Origin of the sequence: uncultured Cellulomonas sp., from assembly GCF_947494015.1 — a bacterium.
Taxonomy (GTDB): domain Bacteria; phylum Actinomycetota; class Actinomycetes; order Actinomycetales; family Cellulomonadaceae; genus Pengzhenrongella.
This window is the reverse complement of sequence record NZ_CANLTL010000021.1, coordinates 18,742-44,790: the sequence shown is the minus strand read 5'-3', so window position 1 is coordinate 44,790 and position 26,049 is coordinate 18,742. Positions and strand designations below refer to the sequence as shown.

The window sequence follows — 26,049 nt, the reverse complement described above, 5'->3', positions numbered from 1 at the left end:
CGGGCGCGGAGGTCAGGCCACGCCGTCGGGGCCGACCCGGGCGCCGTCGGGCACCCGGGCGGTGCCCGAGGCGTCGGCCAGCCGGGCGTCGCCGGTGACCGTGACGTCGCGGCCGAAGGTCCAGTCGCCGTCGACCGTGAACGAGGTCGCCTCGCGCAGGGACGGGGTGTGCGGCAGGCGTGCGTCGAACGCGGCCACCGTCTTGTACGCCCCGGACAGCGTCACCAGCGGCGCCGGGACCTCGGCGACCAGCCGGTGCTCCGGCGTGGACCGGTAGACGTCGGACCGCAGCAGCAGCAGGTCGCTGGTGGTCTTGACCGGCAGGAAGCGGGAGCGGTCCACCTCGAGCACCGCGGCGCCGTCGAACACCTCGATGGCGGCGCCCATCGCGGACTCGATCTGCACCACGGGCGTCGAGGACGCGTCCGTGGGGTCCACGGTCTTGTCGTTGCGGATCAGCGGCAGGTGCAGCACGCCGCCGGTGCGGTCCAGCTCGTCGGCGAGCGCGCGCAGGTCCAGCCACAGGTTGTTGGTGTTGAAGTAGGGGTGCTTGGTGATGTCGGCCGCGGCGTCGGCGTCCTGGGGCAGGGTCTGCGCGGTCTCGCGCAGGACGATCCGGCCGTCGGTGGCACGGCGCACGAGGTGCCCGCCCTTGCGGTCGGCGGGGGTGCGGCGCGCGACCTCCGCCGCGAACGGGGCGCCCGTCCCGGCGAACCACCCGGCGATCCGGGCGTCCGGCGTCGCGCCGAGGTTGTCGGAGTTGGACACCGACGCGTAGCGGAACCCCGCGTCCAGCAGGCGCCCGAGCGTCCCGGAGGCGTGCAGCGCCGTGTAGAGGTCCCCGTGTCCGGGCGGGCACCATTCCAGTCCCGGATCGGCCGGCCACTCGACTGGGGTCAGATCATCCGCGCGGAGCTTGGGCTCACGGTTCTGCAGGAAGTCCAGCGGCAGCCCGTCGGTCGCCAGCCCGGGGTAGGCGGCCAGCGCCGCGAGGGTGTCGTCCTGGGTGCGGAAGCTGTTCATCAGGACCAGCGGCAGCCGGGCCCCGGTCGCGGCGCGGGCCGCGAGGACGCCCTGGGCGATGACGTCGAGGAAGGTCCGGTCGCCGCGCACCCTCAGCAGCGACTTCGCCCGGTCCATCCCCATCGAGGTGCCCAGGCCGCCGTTGAGCTTGATCACGGCCGTCTGCGCGAGGGCCTGGCGTCCGGCGTCCTCGTCGACGTCGAGGTCGGCCAGCCGCGGCGCCTCGGTCAGCGGGGTGACGTCGGACTCCGCGATGGTCCCGGTCTCCCCGGACTCGAGCAGCCCGTAGAAGCGTGCGAAGACGTCGATCGCGGTCGGCGCCACCCCCGCGCTCTGCATCTTGTGCCGGGCACGGGCCAGTCCGTCTGCGCTCATGGGACCCGATCGTAGGGCGCACGCCCACACCCGGCCCGCCCGCCCGGCCCGCCCGGCCCGCCCGCCCGGCCGCCCCCCGGACGCGCCGAGGGGCGCCGGTCGGTGACCGGCGCCCCTCGCCTGCTGGTGGTGCGGGAGGACTCAGCTCCCCGCGGGGTCGTCCTCCTGGCGGTCGATCGTCACGAAGAACGTCCCGATGTCGTCCGGGTCGTCCGCGTTGGTGCCGAGGGTCACCGTGGCGTACCACTGCCCCGGCTCGGTCAGGCCGGTCCAGGTCACCGGCACGGTGAACTCGGTCCCGGCCTCCACCGGCTCAGCCGGCACGGGGTCGCCGACGGTGAGGTTGCCCTCGTCCTCGACGGTCGTGGCGGTGATCAGCGTGACGGTGTCCTCACCGGCCTCGCTGGCCTCCCAGTTCTGGACCAGGACCCAGTACTGGCCGCCCTCCTCCGGGACGAAGTCGCACTCCTCCAGGGACCCACCGGCCGCGCTGACGCACACGGTGGTGTCCTCGCTGGGCTCCGTCCCGGTCCCGACGTACAGGTCGAAGTCCGGAGCGGTCGGGTCCTGCAGCGACGCGACGAAGCGCGTCGCCCCCTCCGGTACGTCGACCAGCGTGACCTCGGTGCCGGCGTCGCTGTCGAACGCGTCGTCGGTCGTCGGGTCCTGCTCGATGCTCAGCTCGGTCTCGGTGCCCCGGACGAGCCCGGTCACCTCGGCCTGCAGGTCGGTGACGTCGAAGGCGCTGCGGATCGGGTCGGTCATCGCCGTGCCCGACTCCTCGGCGTCCGGCACCACGAGCTCGTCCGACAGGGCCACGTTGGACGAGAACGCCGACACCGGCAGGTGCGCCGCCGGGGCGATCGACCCCTGCGGCGGGGTCAGGACCACCGCGCCGAACGCGTACGCGCCCAGCTCGGCGTCGGCGACGTTCGCCGTCACCGTGATCACCTGGGTCCGGTCGGGCCGGTCGAAGGTGAAGGTGGCCGGCTCGACCGTGATGTCGATGCCCTCGGACACGGCCACGCCCTCGGCCGTCCAGGTGCCGACCCCGGTCTCGGTCGCGGTCAGGATCCGCTCCCAGGTGCAGGTCACCACGCACGCGCCCTGCGTCATGCTCGCCAGGTTCAGCGTCGAGGAGTCACCCCCGGCCAGCGGGTCCGCCGCCAGGTAGTCGGTGGTGTTCTCGTTGAGCACGACACCCGCGTCGCGGGCCCGGGTCAGGTCCACCCGGCCGGCCCCCATGTCGAACCAGTCGGCAGGGGTCCGGTCGATGTCGATGACGGTCGTGTCGGCCGTCGTCATGAGGGCGGACTCGATCTCCGCCGGCTCCCAGCCCGGGTGCAGGTCCTTCATCAGCAGACCGGCCCCGGCAACGTGCGGGCTAGCCATGGACGTGCCGGAGATGAAGCCCCACTGCACGTCGTCCCCGCTGCCGTTGGCGGCGAGGATGTCGACGCCGGGAGCGGACAGGCTCGGGACGAGCGTGTCCGACCGCAGGTTCGGGCCGCGGCTGGAGAACCCGGCCTGCCGGTCACCCAGCTCGTCGGCCACGACCCGCACGGCGCCCGAGATGGCGGCGGTCTCGCCCTCCACCTCGGCCATCCAGGTCTTGAGCTCGACCCCGGCCTCGTAGGAGATGTTGACCGCCGGCAGGGCGTGCGGGTCGCCGTTGACGGATGCCCCGCTGGCCTCGTCGTTGGCGAGGATCATGCCCGCCGCGTCGAGGGCGGCCACGACCTGGCCCTTCTCGACCCGGCCGGTCGTCCCGCGGTCGCAGACCACGATCTGACCCTCGAACGAGGTGCCCTCGTCGAACTGGTCGGCGATGCACAGCGGGTTCTCCCACGGTGCGTCACCGGCGTAGACCAGGGGCAGCACCTCGGTGCCCGAGCTGAAGCCCTTGCCCTGGATGGGGTCGAGCGACTCGCCGTCGGCGGCGGTGATGTCCTGGACGGTGTTCTGCCACTCGCGGTTGTGCGTGGTCGCGCCCACCGACGTCATCCACGGGGCCTCACCGGGCGAGCCGACCGTCGAGGCGCCCGGGCCGGAGTTCCCGGCCGAGGTGGCCACGAAGATCCCGGCGGTGCGGGCGCTGAGGAACGCCAGCGCGTCCGGGTCGCCCCACGGGTCGGAGCTGCCGCCGCCGATGGAGTAGTTGATGACGTGCACCTCGTCCTCGATCGCCTGGTTGATGGCGGCGACGATGGCGGCGGTGGAGCAGCCGGGGTTGAAGCCCTGCGGGGTGGGGATGCCGCAGACGTCGTACGCGATGACGTTCGCGTGCGGCGCCACGCCCTTGATGTTCTCGGTCGCGACGAAGGCCGGCTCCTCGAGGCTCTCGGTGGTCACCCGGATCCGGTTGCCTGCGGTCGTGCTGGCGGTGTGGGTGCCGTGCCCGTTGTCGTCGCGCGGCGAGTCGCCGCCCTGCGCCTGGTCGGTGGTGAAGTCCCACGCGCCGATCAGCTTGTCGTTGCAGGGGAACGACTCGAGGTAGACGCCGCTGTCCGGGTCGCAGACCCCGACGTAGTTGCCGGCGCCGAACGGGTTGGAGTGGTCGTAGCCGTCGCCACCCTCGGCGATGGTCACGCGGTCGGCGAAGGACGGGTTCTCCGGGACGATGCCGCTGTCGATGATCCCGGCGATCATGCCCTCGCCCTGGGTGCCGGTGGTGACGATCTCGCCGCCGGGCACCGCGGTGAAGAAGCCGGCGAGGTCGGCGTAGAGCAGCACGTCACCGACGTTGTTGTAGAAGTCGACGGTGTTCTCGTCGGTGTTGACCCGCGCGATCACCATGTTGGCGCGGTCCTCGCCGGCGCGGGGGTTGACCACGGAGGACTGGCGGCAGACCGCCACCGCGGTGCCGCCCGGGCAGGCCGACAGGAAGGTCTGCTGCGTGCCGCCCGCGGCGGTCAGGTTCAGCGCGACGGCGGTCGTGCCCTCGGGCACGACGACGCCCTCACCGAGCTCGTCCAGGTCCAGCGTCGTCACGCCCTGGCGGCCGACGACGACGCGGTCGAGCACGCGGACGGGCGCGGTCGGGTGGAACGCGGAGCCGCCGAGCGTGCTGTCCACGAACCAGCCCTGGGCGTCGCCCACGAGCTGGATGGCGGCCCGGTCGCTGTAGAAGGAGACCGTGTTGTCCGCGGAGAGCTCCAGGATGGTGGAGTTCGCCGCGTCGGTGCCCCGGTAGAGGTTCAGCACGGACGTCTGGCGGCACTCGTCGAGCGACGTGCCGCCCGAGCAGGCCGAGACGTAGGTGTCGCCCTGCACCGCCGCACCGGTCAGGTTCATCGCGACCGCGCGAGCGCCCTCGGGGACCGTGGTGACGTCGTCGAGGTCCACGGTGACGAGCTCGCCGGCGCCGACCGGCTCGAACTGCACGACGCGCGTGGGGTCGATCGGGTCGAGCAGCGCGCCGTCGGTCGCCGAGCCGGCGTCGACGAACCAGCCGGCCAGGTCGGCGAAGACCCCGACCGTGCCGCGGTCGTTGTAGATGTCCACTGCGTTGGCGAGGTCACCGGTGCCCAGCTCGACGATCACCTGGGCGGCGATGTCCTGGGCCGGGTACGGGTTGAGGTTGGACTGGTCGTCGCACTCGGTCGCGGCGGTGCCGGCCGGGCACACCGACAGGTAGGTCGGGCTGGTGGCGCCCGCGGCGGTCACGTTGAGCACGACGGCGGTCGCGCCGGCGGGCACCGTGGCGCCCGCGGCGGCGAGGTCCAGGCGGTACGTCTGGCTGGCGCCGATCGCCTGGCCGCTCGGGCCGGTGGTCCCGCCGAGCACGCGCTGGCGCTCCGCGGCCACGTACACCGACCCGTCGATCTCCGCCGGGATGCCGTCGGTCGGCTGGCCCCAAAGGGCCGGTGCGCCGATCCACTCGGGGCCGACGTCGGTCTGCAGCTGGCGCAGCTGGTCGACGGTGACCGCTGCGACGTCGGGCAGCTGGGCGACGGCCTTGGCCTCGTCGACCGTCAGCTCGGTCGCGAACCCGTTGAGCGCGTGGGTGTACTGGTAGGCGACCCGGGGCGCGCGTCCGATCTCCTGCTGGGCGGCTTCGACGACCTCGGCCTGCTGGGCCAGCAGGTAGTCCTCGTACCTGCGGACGGGAGCGGACTGCGCGTCGAGCTGCTCGCCGTCGGCCACGCGGGTCGGCGCGAGGCCGGCGATGCCGCCGTCGTAGGTGGCGACGGCGGGAGCGTCGAGCCGGACGATGTAGAGCGCGGGCTCCCCGTCGTCGGCCAGGCGCAGGAGCGCGTCGCTGCGAGCGGCGCCGCCGCCGTCGGGCGACACGGTGGGAAGGGCGGCGTACGCCCCGGGCGCGAGGCCCAGGGTCAGGGCGGCGGCAGAAGCCGCGACGAGAAACCTTCGAATCACGGGTGATCCCCCAGGAGGCGGAGAGGACGACCGGACGGTCGCCCCGTCATCTGAGCCGGTGGGGTGGGTGAAGTCAATACCGGCAGTTGACCTGCGTCACGACAGTTGGCGCCCGGCCGTCATCACCCGTGCCGTGGCGGTCGTCACCGTCGCCGGCCGTTCACCGCTGCGCCATCCGGGTGTCGTGCGCCCGATCACCCGAACGTGTAGGCCCAGAGGTTTGACCCGGTGGCCTTCGCGGCGCAGACTCGTCCCTGACAGTGCGCACCGCCTGCCCCCTGCGCGGTGCGCACTGTTCCTCTGTCCGGCCCGGCGCCCGATCCCCGGGGCCGGCGGTCCCGGCGGTGTCGCCCCCCCGGACCGGCGCCGGCCGGCGCGCCGCCCTGCTGACCGCCGCCGGGCGTCGACCTGCTGACCGCTGCCGGGCGTCGGCCCCGTGCCGCGGCCCCGTGCCGGGCGGCCGGCGACGTCACCCGGGCGTGGCCGCGGGGGCCCGGCGTGGGCCGTACCGGCGCTCCACGGGCGACGGGTAGCGTTGCCGGGTGATCCCTCCCGCGCGCGCCTCCGGCACGGGACCCGACGTGGCCCCGAGCGACCCCCAGCCCGGCGAGAGCCCGACCGGGGCGACGCCCGTCGTGGTCGAGCCGCCGTCGACGGCCGAGCTGGTCGCCTCCACGGTCGCCGCCTGGCGTGCGGCGCTGGTCGAGGCGGCGGGTGGGTCCGCGCTGGCGGACGTCGACCTCCTCGGTGACGGCCCGCTGGACCTGTCGGCGGCGCACCCGTCGGGCATCGCCCAGCTGTTCGCCGGGCGCGACACCCGGCTGTCCAACCTCGTCCGGGAGGGCGCCGCGCTCTCGACGGCGAAGCGGCGCGCCCGTGCGGTCGGGTCCCGCGCGGACGAGTACGCCCAGCGCTACGGCATCGCCCCGACGTACCTGTCCATCGGTGTCGCGACCTGGACCGAGCGGACCTCGCCCGACGTCGCCACCGACGACGTCGCCGCGCTCGCCTCGGTCATCCGGGGACGCTCGGTCGACGAGCCGTACCTCGGGCCCGACGACGACGCCGCCGCCGGTGGCGCGGGCGCGGACGGGCGCACCGTGCGCGGGGGGTCGGTCGACCGTGCGGTGGAGGCGCCCGGTGCGCCCGGCGCCGAGGGTGCCGGGGACGGGACCGCTGCCGGCGGCGGGGACGCGACCGGGGGCGGGGACGGGACCGGCGGAGGGGACGGGGCCGGCAGCGGAGATGCGGCGGCGTCGTCCCCGGAGCCGCGGACGGTCCGGGCCCCGGTCCTGCTGCGACCCGTCGCGCTGCGGCCCCGCGGCAGCGGCGAGAGCGACCTCGACCTGACGCTGGAGCCGTCGCTCGAGGTCAACCCCGTGCTCGCCCGCGCGCTGCGGTCCCGGGGGGCGCTGCTGGACCCCGCCGCGCTGGCCCGGGGGGCGTTCACGGGCTCGGGGTTCGACCCGCGGCCCGCGCTGGACCGGCTCGCCGCGCTCGGCGGCGCGGTGCTGGAGGACTTCAGCCTGCGCGAGCGGCTCCTGGTGGGCACGTTCGTCCATCCCGGGCACGTGCTGGTCGAGGACCTCGACGAGCACTCGGCGACCCTGGACCGGCACGAGGTGGTGGCTGCGCTCGCCGGGGACGCCGCCGCGCGCCGCGCCGTCGCCAGGCCCGTGCCGGCCCCCGTGGTGGGCGACCGCCACCCCGACCACGAGCGCGGCGTCGGTGACCTGGACCCCGCCCAGCAGCACGTGCTCGACGTGCTGGCGACCGGCAGCCACCTGTTCATCGACGCGCCCGCCGGCAGCGACGTGCGGGGCACCGTCGCGGCCGTGGTGGCCGACGCCGCTGCGGCCGGCCGCAGCGTGCTCTACGTGCCGGGCCACCGCCGCGCCGCCGCGGCCCTCGGTGCGCGCCTGCGCGACCTCGGTGTGGAGGATCTGCTGCTGGACGTCGCGCCGGAGCCGGGCTGGCGCACCGCGACCACCCGGCGCCTGCTCAGCGGGATGAACCTCGAGCCGGCTGCCGTCGACGCCGAGCACGTCGCCGGGGTCCGCCGGGAGCTGGTGGGTCACCGCGAGCGCCTGCGGGCGTACGTGTCCGCGCTGCACGAGGTCCGTGAGCCGTGGGGCGCCTCGCCGTACGACGCGCTGCAGGCGCTCGCCCGGCTCACCTCCACGCGGCCCGCCCCGCAGACCACCGTCCGGCTCACCTCGGCGGCGGTCCGGGACCTCGCGGGCGCCGACCGGCGCGAGCGGCTCGCGGTGGACCTGGTCCGGGCCGCGCGGCTGGGCGCCTTCACCCTGCGCCCCAGCGAAACCCCATGGTTCGACGCCGACCTCGTCACGGCGGGTGCCGCGCAGGACACGGTCGCCCGGATCGAGCGCCTCGTCGGCGGGGGGCTCGCGTCGGTCGTCGAGCGGGTGCGCGACGTCGCCGCGGCGACGGGCCTCACCCCGGCGGCGTCGGTCGCCGAGTGGGGCCTGCAGCTGCGGATGCTCAGCGGCATCCGCGGCGCACTGGACGTGTTCCAGCCGATGATCTTCGAGCGGACGGCGGCGGACCTCGTGGCGGCGACGGCGTCGCGCGCGTGGCGCACCGAGCACGGGGTCACCATGAGCCGGCTGCACCGGCGTCGGCTGCGCAAGCAGGCCAAGGACATGGTCCGCCCCGGCCGGCCGGTCGCGGACCTGCACGCCGCCCTGGTCCAGGTGCAGGAGCAGCGTGAGATCTGGCAGGCGCACTGCCCCGCCGGGGGATGGCCGCGGCTGCCGGACGGGCTCGCCGAGATCGAGGACGAGTACGCCGTCGTGCGCGACGACGTCGAGCACGTGGCGCGCGTGCTGGCGACCACGCCCGCCGGTGGAGCCCTGCTGACCCTGCCGTTCGTCGACCTCGCCGACCGGCTGCGGCGGCTGCTGGTGGACCGCCGCAGCCTGGAGTCCCTGCCCGAGCGCACCGCCGTGGTCCGGCACCTGCGCGAGGCGGGCCTGGGCGACCTGCTCGAGGACCTCGCGCACCGCCGGGTCGCACCCGGGCTGGTGGGCGCCGAGCTCGAGCTCGCCTGGTGGAGCACCGTGTTCGACGAGCTGCTGCGCACCGACCGGGCGCTGGCCGGGTACGACGGCGCGGCGCTGACGGCGCTGGCGGCCGAGTTCCGCCGCCTCGACAGCGAGCACGTCGCGAGCCTGTCCGCGCCCGTGCGCAGCCGCGTGGTGCGGGCGATGACCGAGACCCTGGGCGCGGACCGTGAGCAGGCGCACGCGCTCTTCGTCGAGCTCGCCGAGGAGCGGCTGACCAGCCTGCGGGAGACCACCGAGCGGTACCCGGACCTCGTCCGCCGCCTGCGGCCCGTGCTGGCCGCCTCGCCCATGCTGGTCCCGCAGCTGCTGCCCGCGACCCGCACGGTCGACGTCGTGGTCCTGGACGCGGTCCAGCACCTGCCGCTCGAGGTGGCGCTGGCCGCGCTCGCCCGGGCGCGCCAGGTCGTCGTCGTCGGCGACCCGCGGTGCGCGTCCGGGACGGCGGTGCGCGAGCTCGCCGAGGTGCTCCCGCGGGTCGGCCTGCGCGCGGCCGCGACCCGGCGGGACCCGTACCTGACGGCGTTCCTGGTCGACCACGGGTACGCCGGGGTGCTCGAGGCGACCCCGCTGCCGCACGCCACGCCGCTGGTCCACCTGGACGTCGTGGACGGGTCGGGCATGCCGGACCCGGTCACCGGGGCGGTCGAGTCGACCCGGGCCGAGGTGGAGCACGTCGTCGAGCTCGTCATCACGCACGCGCTGACCCGGCCCGAGGAGTCGCTCGCCGTGGTCAGCCCGTCCGCCGCGCACGCCGCCCGGGTGCGTGAGGCCGTCCTCGCCGAGGTCCGCGCGAACCCCGCGTTGGCGCCGTTCTTCGACGCCCGGCGCCCCGAGCCGTTCGTCGCGACCGACCTCGCCGGCGTGGCCGGGCTGCGCCGGGAGGCGGTCATCCTCTCGCTGGGCTACGGCCGCACCCCGCACGGGCGCGTCCTGCACCGCTTCGGCCCGCTGAGCGGTCCCGGTGGTGAGGCGATGCTGCTCGACGCGCTCGGCGCCACCCGGCACCGGCTCGCCGTGGTGAGCTGCTTCCGGGTGGCCGACCTGGACCCGGAGCGACTGCGGGGGCCCGGTGCGCGGCTGCTCGGCGACCTGCTCGCCTTCGCCGCGGAGCGCGGTGCAGCCGCGAGCCCCGAGGTCGCCGGCCGCCCCGGGCCGGTGGAGTCCGGCACCGGTGACCGCCTCGTCACCGACCTGGCCGAGCGGCTGTGGCGGGCCGGGCTGACCGTCCAGGTCGGCTACGGCGTGGCCGGCAGCACGCGGATCCCGCTGGCGGTCGGCCACCCGGACCTGCCCGACGAGATGCTGGTGGCCGTCCTGACCGACGACGAGGCGTACGTCGCCGAGCCGAGCGTCCGGGTCCGCGACCGGCAGGTGCCGCAGCGGCTCGAGCGGCTCGGCTGGACCGTCGTCCAGGTCTGGTCGGCGGCGGCCTTCCTCGACCCGCAGGCCGAGGCCGACGGGATCGAGCGGGCCGTGCGCGCCCGGCTCGCCGAGCGAGCGCCCGCCCCCCGCGGCCCGCTGCGGGTCGCGACGGCGATCGACGTGGACTCCGGGTCGACGCCGCACGTGGCGCCGGTGGTCGACGTGCCGCCGGCCGAGGCACCGACCGCAGAGGTGCCGACAGCAGAGGTGCCGACCGCAGAGGTGCCGACCGCCGACGCTCCGGTGGCCGGGGTGCCCGCGGCCGAGGTGGTGGCGGCGGCCGCCGGCCGCACGGAGCCGTCCCTGCCCGCCGACGAGGTCGCGGTCGAGCTCGGCAGCGAGACCGACGACGAGACGGTCGCCACGCCGAGCCGAGGGGTACCAGCAGCCGGTGCAACCGCGGCGTCGGGCGACGTGGTGACGCCCGCCGACACCGCTGCCGAGCCGATCGGTGGCCGGCCGCACCTCGACGACGATCGCGACCCGGCGGCCTCGTCGGCGATCGAGCCGCCCGGTGCGCAGGCGAGCGCCGGGTCGCCCGCAGGGCGCGAGGGCGACCAGCAGGAGACCGTCCGCGGCGTCGCCGGCGGGACCCTGCCCGCCGGCGCGGCCTCGGGGGACGACGGCGAGCCGTCCCCGCGTCCGGTTCCCGCTCCGACGGACCGCGGGGCGCTGCTGCACGAGTCGCCGGGGACGGTCGGCGTCACCCCGCCGGTCGCGCCCACGTGGGCGAAGCCGGCGCCGCGCACCGGTACCGGACCGGGATCCGGGCAGCCGGCGGCCGGCGACACGGGCGCCGCCGCCCGGGTCGACGCCCCCGCCGACCCGGCCGCGGCGATGCGCGCGGACCGCCTGCGCCGGCGACGTCCACGCGAGTCGCCCGCCGCCGGGGCGACCCCGCCGCGGGGTGTCGGGACCCCGCCGCGGGGTGTCGGGACTCCCGCGCCGCCGGTGCAGCCGACGCTCGCCGTCCCGGCCGGTCCCCGTCCGGCGGTCGAGCGCGGACTGCCCATCACCGCCTACGGCGACAACGAGCTCGACGAGCTCGCCGCCTGGATCCTGTCCGACGGCGTCGAGCGCGACGAGGCCGAGCTCGCGGCAGCCCTGCGCGCCGACCTGGGCCTGGTCCGACGCAGCGCGCGCGTCGACGCCGCGGTCACCGGGGCGGCACGCCGGGCCCTGTCGTGACCACCGATGACGCCGCTCCCGCGCCGGGCGACGCTCCTGCGCCGGGCGACGCGCCGGGCGACGCGGTGGGTGCCGGGGGCAGCGACGAGGGAGCAGTCGGCGTGCCGGCTCCGGCGGCGGGGGTCGACCGCGGCGCCGCGCCCCCGGTCCGGCCGCCGGTCGGCCGGGGCCGGCGCCGGGCGGTGCGGGTGGGCGCCGGCCAGCCCGACGCGCTGGTCGACCTCCGGTCCGCCGACGACTCCGACGTCGGGTGGCGGCAGCCGCCCGGCGGCGACAGCAACGACGATCGCCTGCGCCGGGACGTCCCGCCCCACTGGTGACCCCGCGGCGTGGTGATCGCCGTGCGACCGGGTCAGCAGCGGGGCTCGGCGACGCGCTGCCGGGTCAGCGGTCCGGGGTCGGCACGCGCGGTGTCCGGGTGGGGGTGGGGGGGCGTCCCCCCGTGTCTCAGCGTCGGTGAGCGGGGCCGTCGGCGGGACCGTCCGCCCGGTGGTCCGCGGTGCTGGGCGCCGTCGGGTCCGGCGGGGTGGCACCGGTGGCGAGCAGGTCGCGGATCTCCTGCAGCAGGACGACGTCCGGCGGGGTCGGGGCCGGAGGTGCGGCGGCGTCGTCCCGGGCCCGGGCGGCGGCGAGCCGGTTGAGCGGCAGCACGATGAAGAAGTAGACGGCGGCCGAGACCAGCAGGAAGGTCAGCAGCGCGTCCAGGGCCAGGCCGGGCTGGAAGGTGGTGTCGTTGACCGTGAACTCACCGACGCGGGTCATGTCGGTGCGGCCGGCGACCAGCGCGACCAGCGGGTTGAGCAGCCCCTCGACGATGCCGTTGACCAGGGCGGTGAAGGCGGTCCCGATCACCACCGCGACGGCGAGCTCGAGCACGTTGCCGCGCGTGATGAAGTCCTTGAAGCCGGTGAACAGCGACTGCACGGTGGGCTCCTGGTGGTGGGCGGCGTCGGACGGTGGCCGATCATTCCACCAGGACCGCGCTGATCCCCGCCCATGCCGACGCGCCGGCCAGCGCGGAGGCGTCGGCCGCCGGGACCGCGACCAGGGTGAGCGGTCCCGCCTCGGATCCGCCCGCCGGCCCGCCGAGCAGCCCGCCGCCGTCGTCGCCGGATCCAGGGTCGGACGCCGGCTGAGGCAGCACCAGCGCGCGGGACGCCAGCCGGTCCGCCACGGGGGCGCCGGCGCCGGTGGTCGCCGCGGCGAACAGGTCGACGTGGTCCCCGGGACGCAGCAGGGCCGCCACCCCCGGGTCGGCGAGCCGCACGGGCACGACCACGGTGCCGGGTGGTCCGGCGGTGACCAGGTCGTCGTCGTGCAGCAGGGCGTCCGCGACGGGCAGCCCCGCCGGCAGGCCCAGCACCGGCGCCCGCCCCAGGACGGCGTCGGTCGAGGCATGGGTGCCGTCGGCGGCGGCCTCCGGCGGCAGCCGCGCGACCCGGACGTCGTCCGCGGTCAGCGGCACCCCGGCCTCGAGGGCGCGGGCGGCGACCACGACCGCGACCCGCACCGGCGGGGGCGGCCGGACCTCGGCGACGGCGAGCGCAACCGCGCAGCCGAGCAGCGCGGCCGCGAACGGGAACCGCAGCCGCCACAGCACCACCCGCCACCGGCCGGGTCCGCGCGCGCCGGTCCGGCGCCGGCCCGGCGCCGGACCGCGGCGCCAAGGCGGCGACACGCTCCGGTCACCGAAGCCGCGGGGTGGCCGCACGGGCGGAACGCTCATGCCCGGACGCTAGGCGGCGCGACCGACCGGCCCGGCCGCACCCGCCGCCCGACGGTGGACGGCCGCGCGGCGCGGCCGTCCGGGGACGGGCCTGCCGGCCGGGGCCACCTGCGCCCCGGTCATCCGCCGGGCTGCGTCGGCGCGCCGGGACCGGTCAGCTGCTGGCGGCGGCCGGCGTGGACGGCTTCGCCGTCGACGGCGAGGTGGACGAGGAGTCGTTGGAGCCGGACGACGCGGCGGGCTTGGTGTCCGTGCCCGTGCTGCCGGAGCCGCCCGCGCCCGACGTGCCCGACCCACTGTCGGAGCCGCCGGACTTCACCGTCGAGCTCGACCCGGACCGCGAGTCGGTGCGGTAGAACCCCGAGCCCTTGAACACGACGCCCACGCTCGAGAACACCTTGCGCAGCCGCCCCGAGCACTCCGGGCACTCGGTGAGCGAGGGGTCGCTGAAGGACTGGTGAACCTCGAACGCGTGGCCGCACGCCGTGCACGCGTAGGGGTAGGTAGGCACGGTTCCGTCTCCTCTGCCGACACCAGCACAGGCTGGCACTCATGACAAGCGAGTGCCAACGATACCGGGCGTCCGCCCCGGCGCGCTGTGACCTCCGCGACGCGGACGGCGGTCCGCCCGGCGTCGGTGGTCCGGGTTAGTCTCCGAGCGTGACCCGCCGCCGCGCCGCCCGCCTCGCCGTCGTCGTCGCCTCGGTCGTCGTGCTCGCCCTGGTGGCCGCGTCGATCGCGGTCGTCCTCGTCGTGCGCCGGCCACTGCCGCAGACCTCCGGCGAGCTGGACCTGCCCGTGCTCGACGACGCCGTCACCGTCGTGCGCGACGCCCAGGGCGTCCCCACCATCACCGCCCGGTCGACCCGGGACCTGTTCCGGGCGCAGGGCTTCGTCCACGCGCAGGACCGGTTCTTCGAGATGGACTACCGCCGGCACGTCACGGCCGGCCGGCTGTCGGAGCTCGTGGGTGCCAACCGCGACGCGCTCGCGGCGGACCGGGTCATCCGCACGTTCGGCTGGCGCGACGTCGCCGAGCAGGAGTGGGAGATCCTCGACCCGAGCACCCGGGACCACCTGACCGCCTACGCCGAGGGCGTCAACGCCTACCTCGCGGGCAAGCGGCCCGAGTCCCTGGCGGTCGAGTACACCGTCCTGGGTCTGCAGGTCGACGTCGAGCGGCCGGAGGCCTGGGACCCGATCGACTCCCTCGCGTGGCTCAAGGCGATGGCGTGGGACCTTCGCGGCAACTACGACGAGGAGCTCGCCCGCGCGACCACGTACGCGTCGGTGCCCGACGTGGCCCGCGTCAACGAGCTGTTCCCGTCGTACCCGTACGACGTCAACGCCCCGATCCTGACCCCGGTCGGGCAGGACGCGGCCACGGTCGCCTCGACCGGTGCCGCGGTGGCCGACGTCGCCCCGGCGGGTCCGCCGACCCCCGAGCTGGCGTCGGCGGAGCTGCAGGCCGCCCTGGCCTCGGCGGGCGACGCGCTGGCGGCCGTCCCGCACCTGGTGGGCGAGGGCGAGGGGATCGGCTCGAACTCCTGGGTCGTGGCGGGCGAGCACACCACGACCGGGATGCCGATGCTGGCCAACGACCCGCACCTGAGCATCTCCGCGCCGGGCATCTGGACGCAGGTCGGCCTGCGCTGCGCGACCGTGTCCGACCAGTGCCCGTTCGACGTCGCGGGGTTCTCCTTCGCGGGGTTCCCCGGCGTGGTCATCGGCCACAACGCCCAGCTCGCCTGGGGGCTGACCAACCTCGGCGCGGACGTCACCGACTTCTTCATCGAGCGCACCGGCGCGGACGACTACCTGCGCGACGGGGTCCGCGAGCCCATCACGACCCGCACCGAGGTCATCGAGGTCAACGGCGCGGCGGACGTCGAGCTCGAGGTCCGCTCGACCGCCCACGGGCCGATCATCTCCGGGGTGCTGCCCGAGGTGTACGCGGCCCGGGTGGGCCCGTTGGCCGAGGAGCGCGGCGTCGGCAGCTACGAGGTGGCGCTCGGCTGGACGGCGCTGACCCCGGGCCGGACGGCGGACGCGGTGTTCGCCTTCAACACCGCGGCCGGCGCGCAGGACATCGCCGAGGCGGCCCGGCTGTTCGACGTGCCGTCCCAGAACATCGTGTACGCGACCACCGACGGGCACATCGGCTACCAGGCTCCCGGGCGCATCCCGATCCGGCAGACGGTCCCGGGGACGCCGGTCCCGGCGGACGGCTCGTGGCCCCGCCCCGGCTGGGACAGCCGGTACGAGTGGCAGGGGTACGTCGAGCCCGCCCAGATGCCCGCGGTCCAGGACCCGCCGCAGGGCTTCATCGTCGCGGCCAACCAGGCGGTCGAGCCCGTAGGCGTCGGGCCGTTCCTGACCCGCGACTGGGACTACGGGTACCGCGCCCAGCGGATCCGGACGCTGCTGGAGGCGGCGATCGCCGCCGGGGAGAAGATCAGCGTCGCCGACATGAACGCCCTGCAGCTCGACGAGGCGAACCCGTACGCGGCCATGCTGGTCGACACGCTGCTCGGCATCGAGCTGGGCTCGGAGTTCGACGCGGCCGGCCAGGACCTGCTGCGCGACTGGGACGGCGTCGCCCGCGAGGGGTCAGCGGGTGCCGCGTACTTCGCCGCGGTGTGGTCCACCCTGCTCGAGCTCATGTTCTGGGACGAGCTGCCCGAGTCCGCCCAGCCGACCGGCGGGTCCCGGTGGCTGCAGGTCGTCGCCGGGCTGCTCGAGCGGCCCGACGACCCGTGGTGGGACGACCGCACGACCGTCGGCCTGGTCGAGGGGCGCGACGAGATCCTGTCGCGGGCGCTGACCTCGGCCCGGCTGGAGCTGGCGGTCGAGATGGGCAAGGACGCCACGGACTGGGAGTGGGGCAAGGTCCACCTCGCCGCACCGCGGCACGGCGTCATCGGCGGTGAGGGGGTGCCGTCGATCGTCCGGGACCTGGTCAACCCCGACCCGATCGGTGTGGGCGGCGGGTCGTCGGTCGTCAACGCGACCAGCTGGGACGCCGGCTCGGGGTCCTACGAGGTGACCGCGGCGCCGTCCATGCGGATGGTCGTGGACCTCGCCGACCTGGACGGGTCGACCTGGGTGAACCTCACGGGCGCCTCAGGGCACCCGCTGAGCACCCACTACGACGACCAGTTCGACGACTGGGCGGCCGGCAGGACGTTCCCGTGGCCGTTCACCGCCGAGGCGATCGAGGCCGGCGCGGACCAGACGCTCACCCTGCGGCCCTGAGCCACGACCACCCGTCGGGGGTGGCGACGGCGTCCACCAGCCGGTCGTGCGGCTCGCGCGGCAGCGGGCGCTCGACCGCGTCGTAGACCTCCTCCGCGTACACGACCGCGACCACGGGGACGTCCGCCGCGGCGTGCTCGAGCGCGCGGTCGTACCAGCCGCCGCCCTGCCCGAGCCGCGCTCCGCCGGTGTCCACGGCCAGGGCCGGCGCCACCACGACGTCGGCCTCGGCCAGGGCCAGCGGTCCGAGGGCCGGCGTGCTCGGCTCGGGCGGCCGTCCCGGCGCGCGCTGCAGCAGGTCGTCCGCCCCGGCGTACGGCGCCCAGTCGCGCTGCAACCCCTCGCCCAGCACGGGCAGCAGCACCCGCACCCCGCGGCCGGCGAGCCGCTCGAGGAGCGGACCGGTGTCCGGCTCGGTCGGCCGGGACGCGTAGACGGCGACGCACCGGGCGTCGCTCAGGCCCGGGAACGTGTCGAGCACGTCGGCGAACGCGAGCGCCGCCTCCTGCCGTCGCCGGTCGGACCGGGACAGGCGCGCAGCCCGGATCGCGGCCCGCAGCGCCTCCTTGGCGTCCTGGGTGAGCTCCGTGTCCCCGCCGTGCGGCGGGTACCCCCCTCCGGCGGGCAGCGGATAGGGCTGGGCAGCGGTGCTCATGTCTCCAGTCTCGCCCATGTCCGCGCCACGGCGGGGCCGGTGCGAGAAGGTTCACACCCTGGAACGGTGCGCCGCAGCGCCGCCCACTAGCCTTCGGTCCCATGGCGAACCACACCGCGGTCGCCGGCCCGGGCGACCCCCGGCCGTGCCCGCGACCCGTCCCCGGCGTCCGCTCCCCGGCGTCGGCGGCGTCCGAGGGCATCGCCGGGGCCTTCGCGTGAGGACGGTCCAGGAGCAGCTCGGCGCCGTGCTCGACGCCGTCGCGCAGGTCGCGCCGCTGGACGTCGCCCTGCACGACGCCGTCGGCTGCATCCTCGCCGCCGACGTCGTCGCGGGCGCGGACCTGCCGCTGCACGCGCTGGCGGCGCGCGACGGGTACGCGGTCGCGTCCGCGGACACCGACGCTGCGCGCAGCGCCGAGGGGGACGAGCCGCTGCACCTGCCGGTCGCGCACGACGCCCACGCGGGTGCGCCGGCGCCGCTGCGCCTGGTCCCCGGGCAGGCGGTGCGGGTCGCCTCCGGTGCGCCCCTGCCGGTCGGCGCCGACGCCGTGCTGCCCCTGGAGGAGACCGACCGGGGCACCGTGCGGGTGCTCGTGCCGCGACCCGTGCGACCCGGCGAGCACGTCCGGCGCGCGGGCGTGGACGCGGCCGCGGGCGAGGTGCTGATCCCGGCCGGCACCCGGCTGGGCGCACGCCAGCTGTCGATGGCCGCTGCCGTCGGCCGCGCCCGGGTGCGGGTGCACCCCACGCCGCGGGTGGTGATCCTGTCGGTCGGCGACGAGCTGGTCGAGCCGGGGTCGCCCGCGTCGCCCGGGGTGGTGCACGACGCCAACAGCCACGCGCTGGCCACCGCGGTCCGGGACGTCGGCGCGTCCGCGATCCGGGTCGGCGTCGTGGGCGACGACCGCGCGGGGCTGCGGGAGACCATCGAGGACCAGCTCGTGCGGGCCGACCTGCTGCTGACCACGGGCGGTCTGAGCGACACCGACCGGGACACCGTCAAGGACGTCCTGGCGCCGCTGGGCACGGTGCGCTTCGACCACGTGGCCATGACCCCCGGACGGCGGCAGGGGTTCGGAGCCGTCGGTGGGCTGGAGCACGGCAGCGGCGCGGTGCCGATCTTCGCCCTGCCCGGGCACCCGGTGGCCGCGCACGTGTCGTTCGAGGTGTTCGTCCGGCCGGCGCTGCGCGCCATCGCCGGCCGGGCGGAGCTGTTCCGGCCGTCCGTCCCGGCCGCTGCCACGCACGGCTGGGCGTCACCGGCCGGTATCCGCCAGTTCGTCCCCGCGCTCCTGGTGGGCAGCCCCGAGGCCGGGTACGAGGTCACGCCGCTCGGGGCCCCCGGCGAGGTGTCGCTCTCGGCGCTGTCCCGGGCGAACGCGCTGGCGGTCGTCCCCGAGGGCGTCACCTCGGTGCGCGCCGGCGACCACGTCCACTGCCTCGTGCTGGAGGGCTGACCGGTGGCGACGGGATGGCCGGCGGTGCTGACCGATGGCGACGTCCGGCTGCGCCCGCTGCGCCGGCGCGACGGCAAGACCTGGCTCGCGCTGCGGGCGGTGAACGCGCGCTGGCTCGAGCCGTGGGAGGCGTCGTCCCCGGTGCCGGTCGAGGGACCGGCCCCGACGTTCGCGGAGTTCGTCCGGATGCTGTCGTCCCAGGCGCGGCAGGGGACCGCGCTGCCGTTCGCCGTCGACCTCGACGAGCGACTGGTCGGCCAGCTCACCGTCTCCAGCATCACCCTGGGCTCGCTGCGGTCGGCGTCGATCGGGTACTGGGTGTCCCAGCACGTGGCCGGCCGGGGGGTCATCCCGACCGCCGTCGCGCTGGCCACGGACCACTGCTTCGGCGAGCTGGGGCTGCACCGGGTCGAGGTCAACATCCGGCCCGAGAACGCCCCGAGCCTGCGGGTGGTCGACAAGCTCGGCTTCCGCGACGAGGGACTGCGCGAGCGGTACCTGCACATCGGCGGGCACTGGCGCGACCACCGGACCTTCGCCCTGACCACGGAGGACGTCCCGGACGGGCTGCTGGCGCGCTGGCACGCCGCCCGCGCCTCCCGCCCCGCACCGGGGGACTGACCCACGAGAATCACACCGCTGTAGTTCTCCCGCCGACACGCCGCGCGCGGTGCCCGGACGACCCCGGTGCCTCACCTACCGTCGGGGGGTGCACGACATCGCAGGGCTGGTCGCACTCGCGGTCATGGGCCTGTGGATCGCGTACCTGGTGCCGCACCGGCTGCGGTACCGGCAGCAGCTGCTCGAGTCCCGCGCGGAGGACAGGTTCTCCGGCGGGTTGCGTGTGCTCGTCGTCGCGGATGCTCGTCGCCGCGACGTGCGGACCGCCGACGCTCGAGCGGAGTGCGGCCCGGACAGCCCCAAGCGGTCCGGACTGCTCAGCCCGGCCAGGGGCGTCCCGGTGGGACGGCCGGTGACGACGGAAGGAAGAGGCGGCGTCGTGGAGCGACCGTACGGGACCCAGGACAGAATCAGCGCGGAGGACGCCCGGCGTGCCGCCCAGCTGCGCGCCCGCCGCGCCGCGGCCCTCGCGCGCCGCGGCGCCGCGGCCCGGCGGCGGGCGCTGCTGACCGCGGTGCTGCTCGTCGCGACCGTCGTCGCGTGGGTCGTGGTGGGGCTGACGGCGCTCGCCGTCGTCGCGGCCGTCGTGCCGACGGTGCTGCTGGCCGGGGTGCTCGTGCTCGGCCGCCGCGCCGCCGTCCAGGGCCGTGCCGCCGACGCCGCCTGGGAGCGCGCGCAGCGCGCCGCGGCCCGCCGCCGCACCCCGGGTGCCCGGGTCGCCCGGGTCACCGGCCGCGCCCAGCACCCGTCCGACAGCCACACCGAGGTCATCGCCCAGGTGGCGGCCGGGAGCCGGACGGCGCGCACCGCCGCTGCGCCGTCGGCCGAGGCGGCGCCCACGGCCACCGCCGTCGACGACGCCGACCGGTCCAGGGCCGTCGCCTCCCCGGTGGCCGACGCCGCTCCCACGCCGGCCACCGACACCCCGACCGGCAGGCCGACCGGCGGGCCGACCGACACCGCGACGGACACCGACGCTCCCGCCGAGACCTCCCAGGCCGAGGCCGGCGACGACGCCGCCACGTCGTCCGAGTCGGGCGCGGGCTGGTCCCCGGTGCCCGTGCCCCGGCCCACCTACACGACCAAGGCGACCGCGCCCCGTCGTGAGCCGCTGCCGCTCGTGGTCGAGGAGGTCGCCCCGGCCGCCGCCGTCGCCGCCGACGACGTCAGCGCGCGCACCTCCGCCGAGGACGCCGACGCCCCGGCCGTGCCGCCGCTGGACCTCGACGCGATCCTCGCCCGCCGCCGCGCCGCCGGCGAGTGACGCGCACCGCAGCGCGGCGCTCGATTTCTCGGTTGCCCGGGGTGCGGTGCTAGAGTTCAACCCGCTCGAGGGGCTGTGGCGCAGTTGGTAGCGCGTCTCGTTCGCAATGAGAAGGTCAGGGGTTCGAATCCCCTCAGCTCCACCCCGAGAGGCCCCGTCCCGGTTCGCCGGGCCGGGGCCTTCGTCGTGGGCGGGGCCGTCCCCGCGGTGACGGGACCCGCAGCGACCGGGCTGCGCCGAGCGGGTGAAACCGGACCATCGGCCGCCCGACGCGGCGCTAGCGTGGCGAGGTGACTCGACGACGAGAGCCCGGCACGGGCGCGCCCGGACCGCTGCCCCTCGTCCCGGCGCCGCTGAGCGTGCGACGCACCGGGGGGCTGCCGTTCGTGCCGGACGGCGACCTGCGGGTCGTCGTCGGCGACACCCCGGACGAGATCAGCGCCGGCGTGCTCACGGCCGAGGTCGTCGGCGCCCTGCTGGACGTGCCGCTGGGCCTGGTCACCGGGCCCGACGTCGGCCCGGGCGCCGTCCGGCTCGGCCTGCACGACGACGCCGGCCCGGCGGATGCCGATCCTGCGGAGCGCTACACGCTGACCGTCACCGCCGACGGCGTCGACCTGCGCGCCCCGCGGCCCGCCGGGCTGCTGCGCGGCGTCGCGACGCTGTGCCAGCTGTTCGGCCGGGACGGCGACGGCCGCGTGAGCGCGCCCGCCGTCGTCGTGCAGGACGCGCCGCGGTACGCCTGGCGCGGCCTGAGCCTGGACGTCGCGCGGCACTTCTTCACCGTGGAGGAGGTCGCCGCGGTGCTCGGGGTCATGGCGCAGCTGAAGCTCAACGTGCTGCACCTGCACCTCACCGACGACCAGGGCTGGCGGCTGGACGTGCCGTCACGTCCCCCGCTCGCGCTGCGGTCCTCCTCGACGGCCGTCGGCGGGGGAGCGGGCGGGTGCTACTCCGCCGACGACTACGCGCGCATCGTCGCGTTCGCCGCCGCCCGGCACATCACCGTCGTCCCGGAGATCGACCTGCCCGGGCACGTCAACGCCGCGCTGCACGCCCTGCCGGAGCTCACGCCCGACGGCGTCGCCCCGCCGACGTACACCGGCATCGAGGTCGGGTTCAGCCGGCTGCACCGGGACGTCCCCGCGACCCGCGCCTTCCTGCAGGACGTCCTGGGCGACGTGGCGGCGATGACCCCCGGGCCGTACGTGCACATCGGCGGCGACGAGGTGCTGACGATGGCAGCGGAGGAGTACCGGTGGTTCGTCCGCACGGCGCGGGACGTCGTGCGCGCCGCCGGCAAGACGCCGGTGGGCTGGCAGGAGATCGCCCACGCCGACGTCGACCCCGGCACCGTCGTGCAGTACTGGGACCCGCGGGCCGACCCGGAGCCCTTCGTCGCCGCGGCGGCGGCCGGCGCGCGGCTGCTGATGTCACCCGGGTCGCGGGTGTACCTGGACATGAAGTACGACGCCGACTCCGAGCTCGGCCTCGCCTGGGCCGGGTACGTCGAGCTGCGCGACTCCTACGACTGGGACCCCGACCGCACCGTCCCCGGACTGCCCGCCGACGCCGTCGTGGGCGTCGAGGCCGCGGTGTGGACCGAGACCCTGCCGACCGCGGAGGACCTGTTCGTGATGCTGCTGCCGCGGCTGGCCGCGGTCGCGGAGGTCGCCTGGTCCGCGCAGGACCGGCGCGGCTGGGAGGGCTTCCGCGTCCGGGTCGCCGGGCTCGCCCCGGGCTGGGACCGCGCGGGGTACCCGTTCTACCCGAGCCCGCAGGTCGACTGGTGACCGGCGGCGGGGCGCGGTCCGCCCCCGTACCCGCCGCCTGCTCCGCCGTCCTGCGCCGGCTCAGACCCAGGTCGGCAGCCAGATGTGCAGCTGCCAGAACCAGAACGGCACCGTCTGCGCGGTCCACATCGGCAGGAAGAACGCGCTCACCAGGACCACCACCGTGACCAGCGCCACCGCGAGCGTCAGACCGGGGACGCGGCTCCGGGGCACGACGCCGGTGCGGGGGGCGGGGCCGTCGTCCGGCACGCGCAGGAGGCGGCCGACCGCCCACGTGAGGGTGAGCACCATCCACGGCGCGAAGGCGATCGAGTAGAAGGTGAACACCGTGCGGTGGGCGTACCCGAGCCACGGCACCCAGCCGGCGACGACGCCGGACAGGGCCGCTCCGGCGCGCCAGTCACGGTGCCGCACCAGCCACCAGACCGCTGCCAGGACCGCGAGCGACGCGGCCCACCACAGCACGGGGTTGCCGATGGCGGTCACGGCGGCCGAGCAGCGGTCGGCCCCGCACGCGGCCCGCGCCGGGACCGGCGCCTCGTAGAAGAACGACGTCGGACGCCACTGCACCGGCCAGCCCCAAGGGTTCGCCGCGTAGGAGTGCTCGGCGGTCAGGCCGCGGTGGAAGGTCCACATGTCCTGGTGGTAGTGCCACCACGAGCGCAGGTCCGCGGGCAGCCAGCTCACGCCCTCGCCGGGGTGGGTGGCCGCCCAGTCACGCCCGTACGCCCCGGGCGTGCGGAACCAGCTCGCCCAGGACGCGAGGTAGGTGACCGCCGCCACCGGCACCATGGCCACGAACGCCGGGGCGCCGTCGCGCAGGACGCCGCCGGCGAGCCAGCGCCGCACACCGGCCGCCCGGCGCGCCGCGAGGTCCCACGCCACGGTGAGCAGGCCGAACACCGCGAGGAAGTACAGGCCCGACCACTTCGTGCCGATGGCGAGGCCGAGCAGCACGCCCGCCACGATCCGCCACGGTCGTGCGCCGAGCGGCGGCCCGAGGCCGCGGACACCCGGCGCAGCGGCGCCGACCGGCGCGCAGCGGTGGGCAAGGCGTCGTCGGGCCTGGTCGCGGTCCAGCAGGAGCGCGCCGAAGGCGGCGACCACGAACAGCGTGAGGAAGCCGTCGAGCAGGCCGGTGCGCGAGTGGACGATGGCCTGGCCGTCGATCGCGAGCAGCCCACCGGCGAGGGTGCCGAGCGCGGTGGACGCGAACAGCCGGCGCGCGATCCGGGCCAGCAGCAGGACCGTCAGCGTGCCGGCCACCGCCGACGCCAGCCGCCAGCCGACCGGCTCGGTGCCCGCCAGCCGCATCCCCAGGGCGATCAGCCACTTGCCGACCTGAGGATGGACGGCGTAGTCGGCCACGGGCAGGTACGTGTCCACGTCACCGGCCTCGAAGGCCGGGTTCGGGTCCTCCGGCCACTGCGCCTCGTAGCCGACCCGCAGCAGCGTGTACGCCTGCTTGACGTAGTAGGTCTCGTCGAACACGAGCGTCGGTGGCCGGTCCAGGTGCACCAGCCGTAGCACCGCGGCCAGCGCGGTGACCAGCAGCGGTCCGAGCCAGCCCAGCACGCGGTCGCGCCGGGTCACGCCGAGCCGGAGCGCGGCGGGTCCGAGCAGCCGACGCCGCAGGTCGGCGTCGGGAGTGCGGGCCGCGGGGCCGGCGTCCGCGGCGGCCGCGGTGTCGGGTCGGGTGTCGACGTCGACGTGCGCCGCCGGCTGCGGGCCGTCCGGATCGAGCGGCGGCCAGTGCGGGGTCCCCGCGGGACGGGACCCGTGCGGGTCGCCGGCCGGGGGGGAGGGCGTCACGCGGTCATCGTAGGGGTGACCCCGTGGCAGGCTCGGGGGATGACTGCCGGTCGCCTCGTCCTCGCCGCCACCCCCATCGGCGACGTCGAGGACGCCTCGCCGCGGCTGCGTCGCCTGATCACCGAGGCCGAGGTCGTCGCTGCGGAGGACACCCGGCGGCTGCGCTCGCTGGCCGCGCGGATGGGCGTCGACATCGGCGGGCGCGTCGTCAGCTACCACGAGCACAACGAGGCCGACCGGGCGCAGGAGCTGCTCGACGTCGTCGCGGGCGGCGGCACGGTGCTGGTCGTCACCGACGCCGGCATGCCGGCCGTCTCCGACCCGGGCTTCCGGGTCGTCGCGGCCGCGGTCGAGGCCGGGCTGCCCGTCACGGCGGCCCCCGGGCCGAGCGCGGTGCTGACCGCGCTCGCGCTCTCCGGGCTGCCGACCGACCGGTTCTGCTTCGAGGGCTTCCCGCCCCGCAAGGGCGGCGAGCGGCTGCGCGGGTTCACCGAGCTCGCCGACGAGCGCCGGACGATGGTGTTCTTCGAGTCACCGCACCGGATCGCCGCGACCCTGGCCGACATGGCCCAGGCCTTCGGCGCCGACCGCGCGGCCGCGGTCTGCCGGGAGCTGACCAAGACCTACGAGGAGGTCGTCCGGCGGCCGCTCGGCGAGCTCGCCCGGTGGGCCGGCGAGAGCGAGGTCCGCGGGGAGATCTCCGTCGTCGTCGCCGGTGCCCCGCCGCGGGAGGCGACCGCCGTCGAGGACCTCGTCGGCGAGGTGCTCACCCGGGTGGGTGCCGGTGAGCGGCTCAAGGACGCCGTCGCCGACGTCGCCGCGGCGGGTGGCGCGTCCAAGCGTGACCTCTACGCCGCCGCCGTCGCTCAGCGCTCCAGCCCCACCCCCGCGCCGCCGCCCACCCCCTGACCCGCACCGCGGAGTGCGACGTTCGGGACGCTTCAGCTCCCGCGTACGGTCCACAACGTCTCATTCGGCCCGCTCGGCCCGCTCGGCTCGCTCGGCTCGCTCGGCTCGCTCGGCTCGCTCGGCTCGCTCGGCCCGCTCGGCCCGCTCGGCCCGCTCAGCGTGACGTTCCGGACCGTTCCGGTGCCGCCAAGGGTCCACAACGTCTCACTCGGCTGGTGACTCGGACCCGCTCAGCTCGCCGAGCCCGTCCAGTGCGACGTCTCGGACCGTCCAGGAGTCGCGAACCGTCCACAACGTCGCGCTCGGCAGCATTCAGAGGGCGGTGGAGGGGATGAGCTCGACGCCGGCGTCGGCCATCTCGCGCCGGGCCGCCTCACCCTGCTCCGGGGTCACCGGTGCGGTCAGGTCGGTCAGCACGCGCACCCGCAGGCCGGCCCGGACGGCGTCCAGGGCGGTCGCCTTGACGCAGTGCGACTCCGCGAGGCCCACGACGTCGACGTCGGTGATCTGCAGGTCGGCCAGGATCGACGCGAGCGGGCGGCCCTCGCCGTCCAGGCCCTCGAACCCCGAGTACGCGGCCTGGTTCTCACCCTTCTTGACCGTGACCTCGGGGTACAGCTCGGACAGGGCCGGGTGCAGCTCGGCCTCCGCCGACCCGGCCACCGCGTGCGGCGGCCAGCTGTCGACGAAGTCCGGCTGGTCGGAGAAGTGGTCGCCCGGGTCGACGTGCCAGTCCTGGGTCGTGACCAGCGTGTCGTAGCTGTCGCGGTGCACGCTCGCGAACGACGCGACCGCGTGCGCGACGTCGTTGCCGCCCTCGACCGGCAGCGACCCGCCCTCGCAGAACGTCGGCTGCACGTCGACGATGAGCAGCGCCCGGTGGGTCGGCTCGCTGATCGGTGCGGTGCTGGTGCTCATGGCGTCCTCCCGGTGGTCCCCGTGCGGTGGGCGACGGACCGCCCGGACCTCAGCCTGGCAGGCCGCGCCGGACCGTGCGCAGTCACCCGGCCCGCCCACCGCGCCACCCGCGCGGGCGCCCTCCGGCGCCCCACGCACCCCGCCGGCCGCCCCGGCACCCCACTGG

General features: G+C 76.2%; 16 protein-coding genes and 1 tRNA gene. 9 read left to right on the top strand and 8 right to left on the bottom strand.

From position 1 onward, the window contains the following. Positions 1-12: 12 nt before the first annotated feature. Both Q0840_RS17990 and Q0840_RS17985 read right to left on the bottom strand, forming a co-directional pair. Complete coding sequence (locus Q0840_RS17990; protein ID WP_298462200.1) at positions 13-1,398, bottom strand: UTP--glucose-1-phosphate uridylyltransferase; 1,386 nt, start codon at positions 1,396-1,398, stop codon at positions 13-15. A 141-nt stretch (positions 1,399-1,539) separates the two neighbouring features. Beyond that, entirely contained in the window at positions 1,540-5,775 is a 4,236-nt protein-coding gene (locus tag Q0840_RS17985; RefSeq protein ID WP_298462196.1) for a S8 family peptidase, read from the bottom strand. Between the two features lie 545 nt (positions 5,776-6,320). On the opposite strand from Q0840_RS17985, the gene Q0840_RS17980 reads away from it, so the two are divergent. Together Q0840_RS17980 and Q0840_RS17975 are read left to right on the top strand one after the other, a co-directional pair. Continuing rightward, a complete protein-coding gene (locus tag Q0840_RS17980; RefSeq protein ID WP_298462221.1) occupies positions 6,321-11,471 on the top strand; it encodes a hypothetical protein in 5,151 nt (1,716 codons plus the stop codon). Further along, on the top strand, positions 11,468-11,791 hold the full coding sequence (locus Q0840_RS17975; RefSeq protein ID WP_298462194.1) for a hypothetical protein: 324 nt from the start codon (positions 11,468-11,470) through the stop codon (positions 11,789-11,791). The genes Q0840_RS17980 and Q0840_RS17975 overlap by 4 nt, the downstream gene beginning before the upstream one ends. A 127-nt stretch (positions 11,792-11,918) precedes the next feature. Here the strand turns inward: Q0840_RS17975 and mscL are convergent, their stop codons facing one another. The 3 genes from mscL to Q0840_RS17960 all read right to left on the bottom strand — a co-directional run bounded on the left by mscL (position 11,919) and on the right by Q0840_RS17960 (position 13,708). Then, positions 11,919-12,395 (bottom strand): large conductance mechanosensitive channel protein MscL, encoded by a 477-nt coding sequence (mscL, locus tag Q0840_RS17970; RefSeq protein WP_298462191.1) that lies wholly within the window; start codon positions 12,393-12,395, stop codon positions 11,919-11,921. Positions 12,396-12,435: 40 nt separating this feature from the next. Then, positions 12,436-13,197 carry an SAF domain-containing protein gene (locus Q0840_RS17965; protein WP_298462188.1) on the bottom strand — a complete coding sequence of 254 codons (762 nt, stop codon included), beginning with the start codon at positions 13,195-13,197 and terminating at the stop codon, positions 12,436-12,438. Positions 13,198-13,351: 154 nt separating this feature from the next. After that, positions 13,352-13,708, bottom strand: coding sequence for an FmdB family zinc ribbon protein (locus tag Q0840_RS17960; protein ID WP_298462185.1), 357 nt, complete (start codon positions 13,706-13,708; stop codon positions 13,352-13,354). A 149-nt stretch (positions 13,709-13,857) separates the two neighbouring features. Here Q0840_RS17960 and Q0840_RS17955 point away from each other — a divergent pair, with 149 nt between their 5' ends. After that, positions 13,858-16,452 (top strand): penicillin acylase family protein, encoded by a 2,595-nt coding sequence (locus tag Q0840_RS17955; RefSeq protein ID WP_298462183.1) that lies wholly within the window; start codon positions 13,858-13,860, stop codon positions 16,450-16,452. Here Q0840_RS17955 and Q0840_RS17950 read toward each other — a convergent pair. Then, positions 16,436-17,107, bottom strand: a complete 672-nt coding sequence (locus Q0840_RS17950; protein WP_298462180.1) for a 5-formyltetrahydrofolate cyclo-ligase — start codon at positions 17,105-17,107, stop codon at positions 16,436-16,438. The genes Q0840_RS17955 and Q0840_RS17950 overlap by 17 nt on opposite strands. 217 nt (positions 17,108-17,324) lie before the next feature. Here Q0840_RS17950 and glp point away from each other — a divergent pair, with 217 nt between their 5' ends. The 5 genes from glp to Q0840_RS17925 all read left to right on the top strand — a co-directional run bounded on the left by glp (position 17,325) and on the right by Q0840_RS17925 (position 22,244). After that, the gene (gene glp, locus Q0840_RS17945; protein WP_298462177.1) at positions 17,325-18,566 is read left to right on the top strand and encodes a gephyrin-like molybdotransferase Glp; all 1,242 of its coding nucleotides are present in this window, start codon (positions 17,325-17,327) and stop codon (positions 18,564-18,566) included. A gap of 3 nt (positions 18,567-18,569) precedes the next feature. Beyond that, on the top strand, positions 18,570-19,187 hold the full coding sequence (locus tag Q0840_RS17940; protein WP_298462174.1) for a GNAT family N-acetyltransferase: 618 nt from the start codon (positions 18,570-18,572) through the stop codon (positions 19,185-19,187). An 88-nt stretch (positions 19,188-19,275) separates the two neighbouring features. Next, positions 19,276-20,451: a hypothetical protein gene (locus Q0840_RS17935; protein ID WP_298462171.1), complete on the top strand. Its 1,176-nt coding sequence runs from the start codon at positions 19,276-19,278 to the stop codon at positions 20,449-20,451. 69 nt (positions 20,452-20,520) lie between these two features. Next, positions 20,521-20,593: transfer RNA gene (locus Q0840_RS17930), tRNA-Ala, on the top strand. Between the two features lie 148 nt (positions 20,594-20,741). Then, positions 20,742-22,244, top strand: a complete 1,503-nt coding sequence (locus Q0840_RS17925) for a family 20 glycosylhydrolase (protein WP_298462168.1) — start codon at positions 20,742-20,744, stop codon at positions 22,242-22,244. 60 nt (positions 22,245-22,304) lie between these two features. On the opposite strand, the gene Q0840_RS17920 is transcribed toward Q0840_RS17925, so the two are convergent. Then, a complete protein-coding gene (locus Q0840_RS17920; protein ID WP_298462165.1) occupies positions 22,305-24,056 on the bottom strand; it encodes a dolichyl-phosphate-mannose--protein mannosyltransferase in 1,752 nt (583 codons plus the stop codon). Between the two features lie 39 nt (positions 24,057-24,095). On the opposite strand from Q0840_RS17920, the gene rsmI reads away from it, so the two are divergent. Next, entirely contained in the window at positions 24,096-24,965 is an 870-nt protein-coding gene (gene rsmI, locus Q0840_RS17915; RefSeq protein ID WP_298462162.1) for a 16S rRNA (cytidine(1402)-2'-O)-methyltransferase, read from the top strand. 312 nt (positions 24,966-25,277) lie between these two features. On the opposite strand, the gene Q0840_RS17910 is transcribed toward rsmI, so the two are convergent. Continuing rightward, positions 25,278-25,883 (bottom strand): isochorismatase family protein, encoded by a 606-nt coding sequence (locus tag Q0840_RS17910; protein ID WP_298462159.1) that lies wholly within the window; start codon positions 25,881-25,883, stop codon positions 25,278-25,280. Positions 25,884-26,049: the final 166 nt, after the last annotated feature.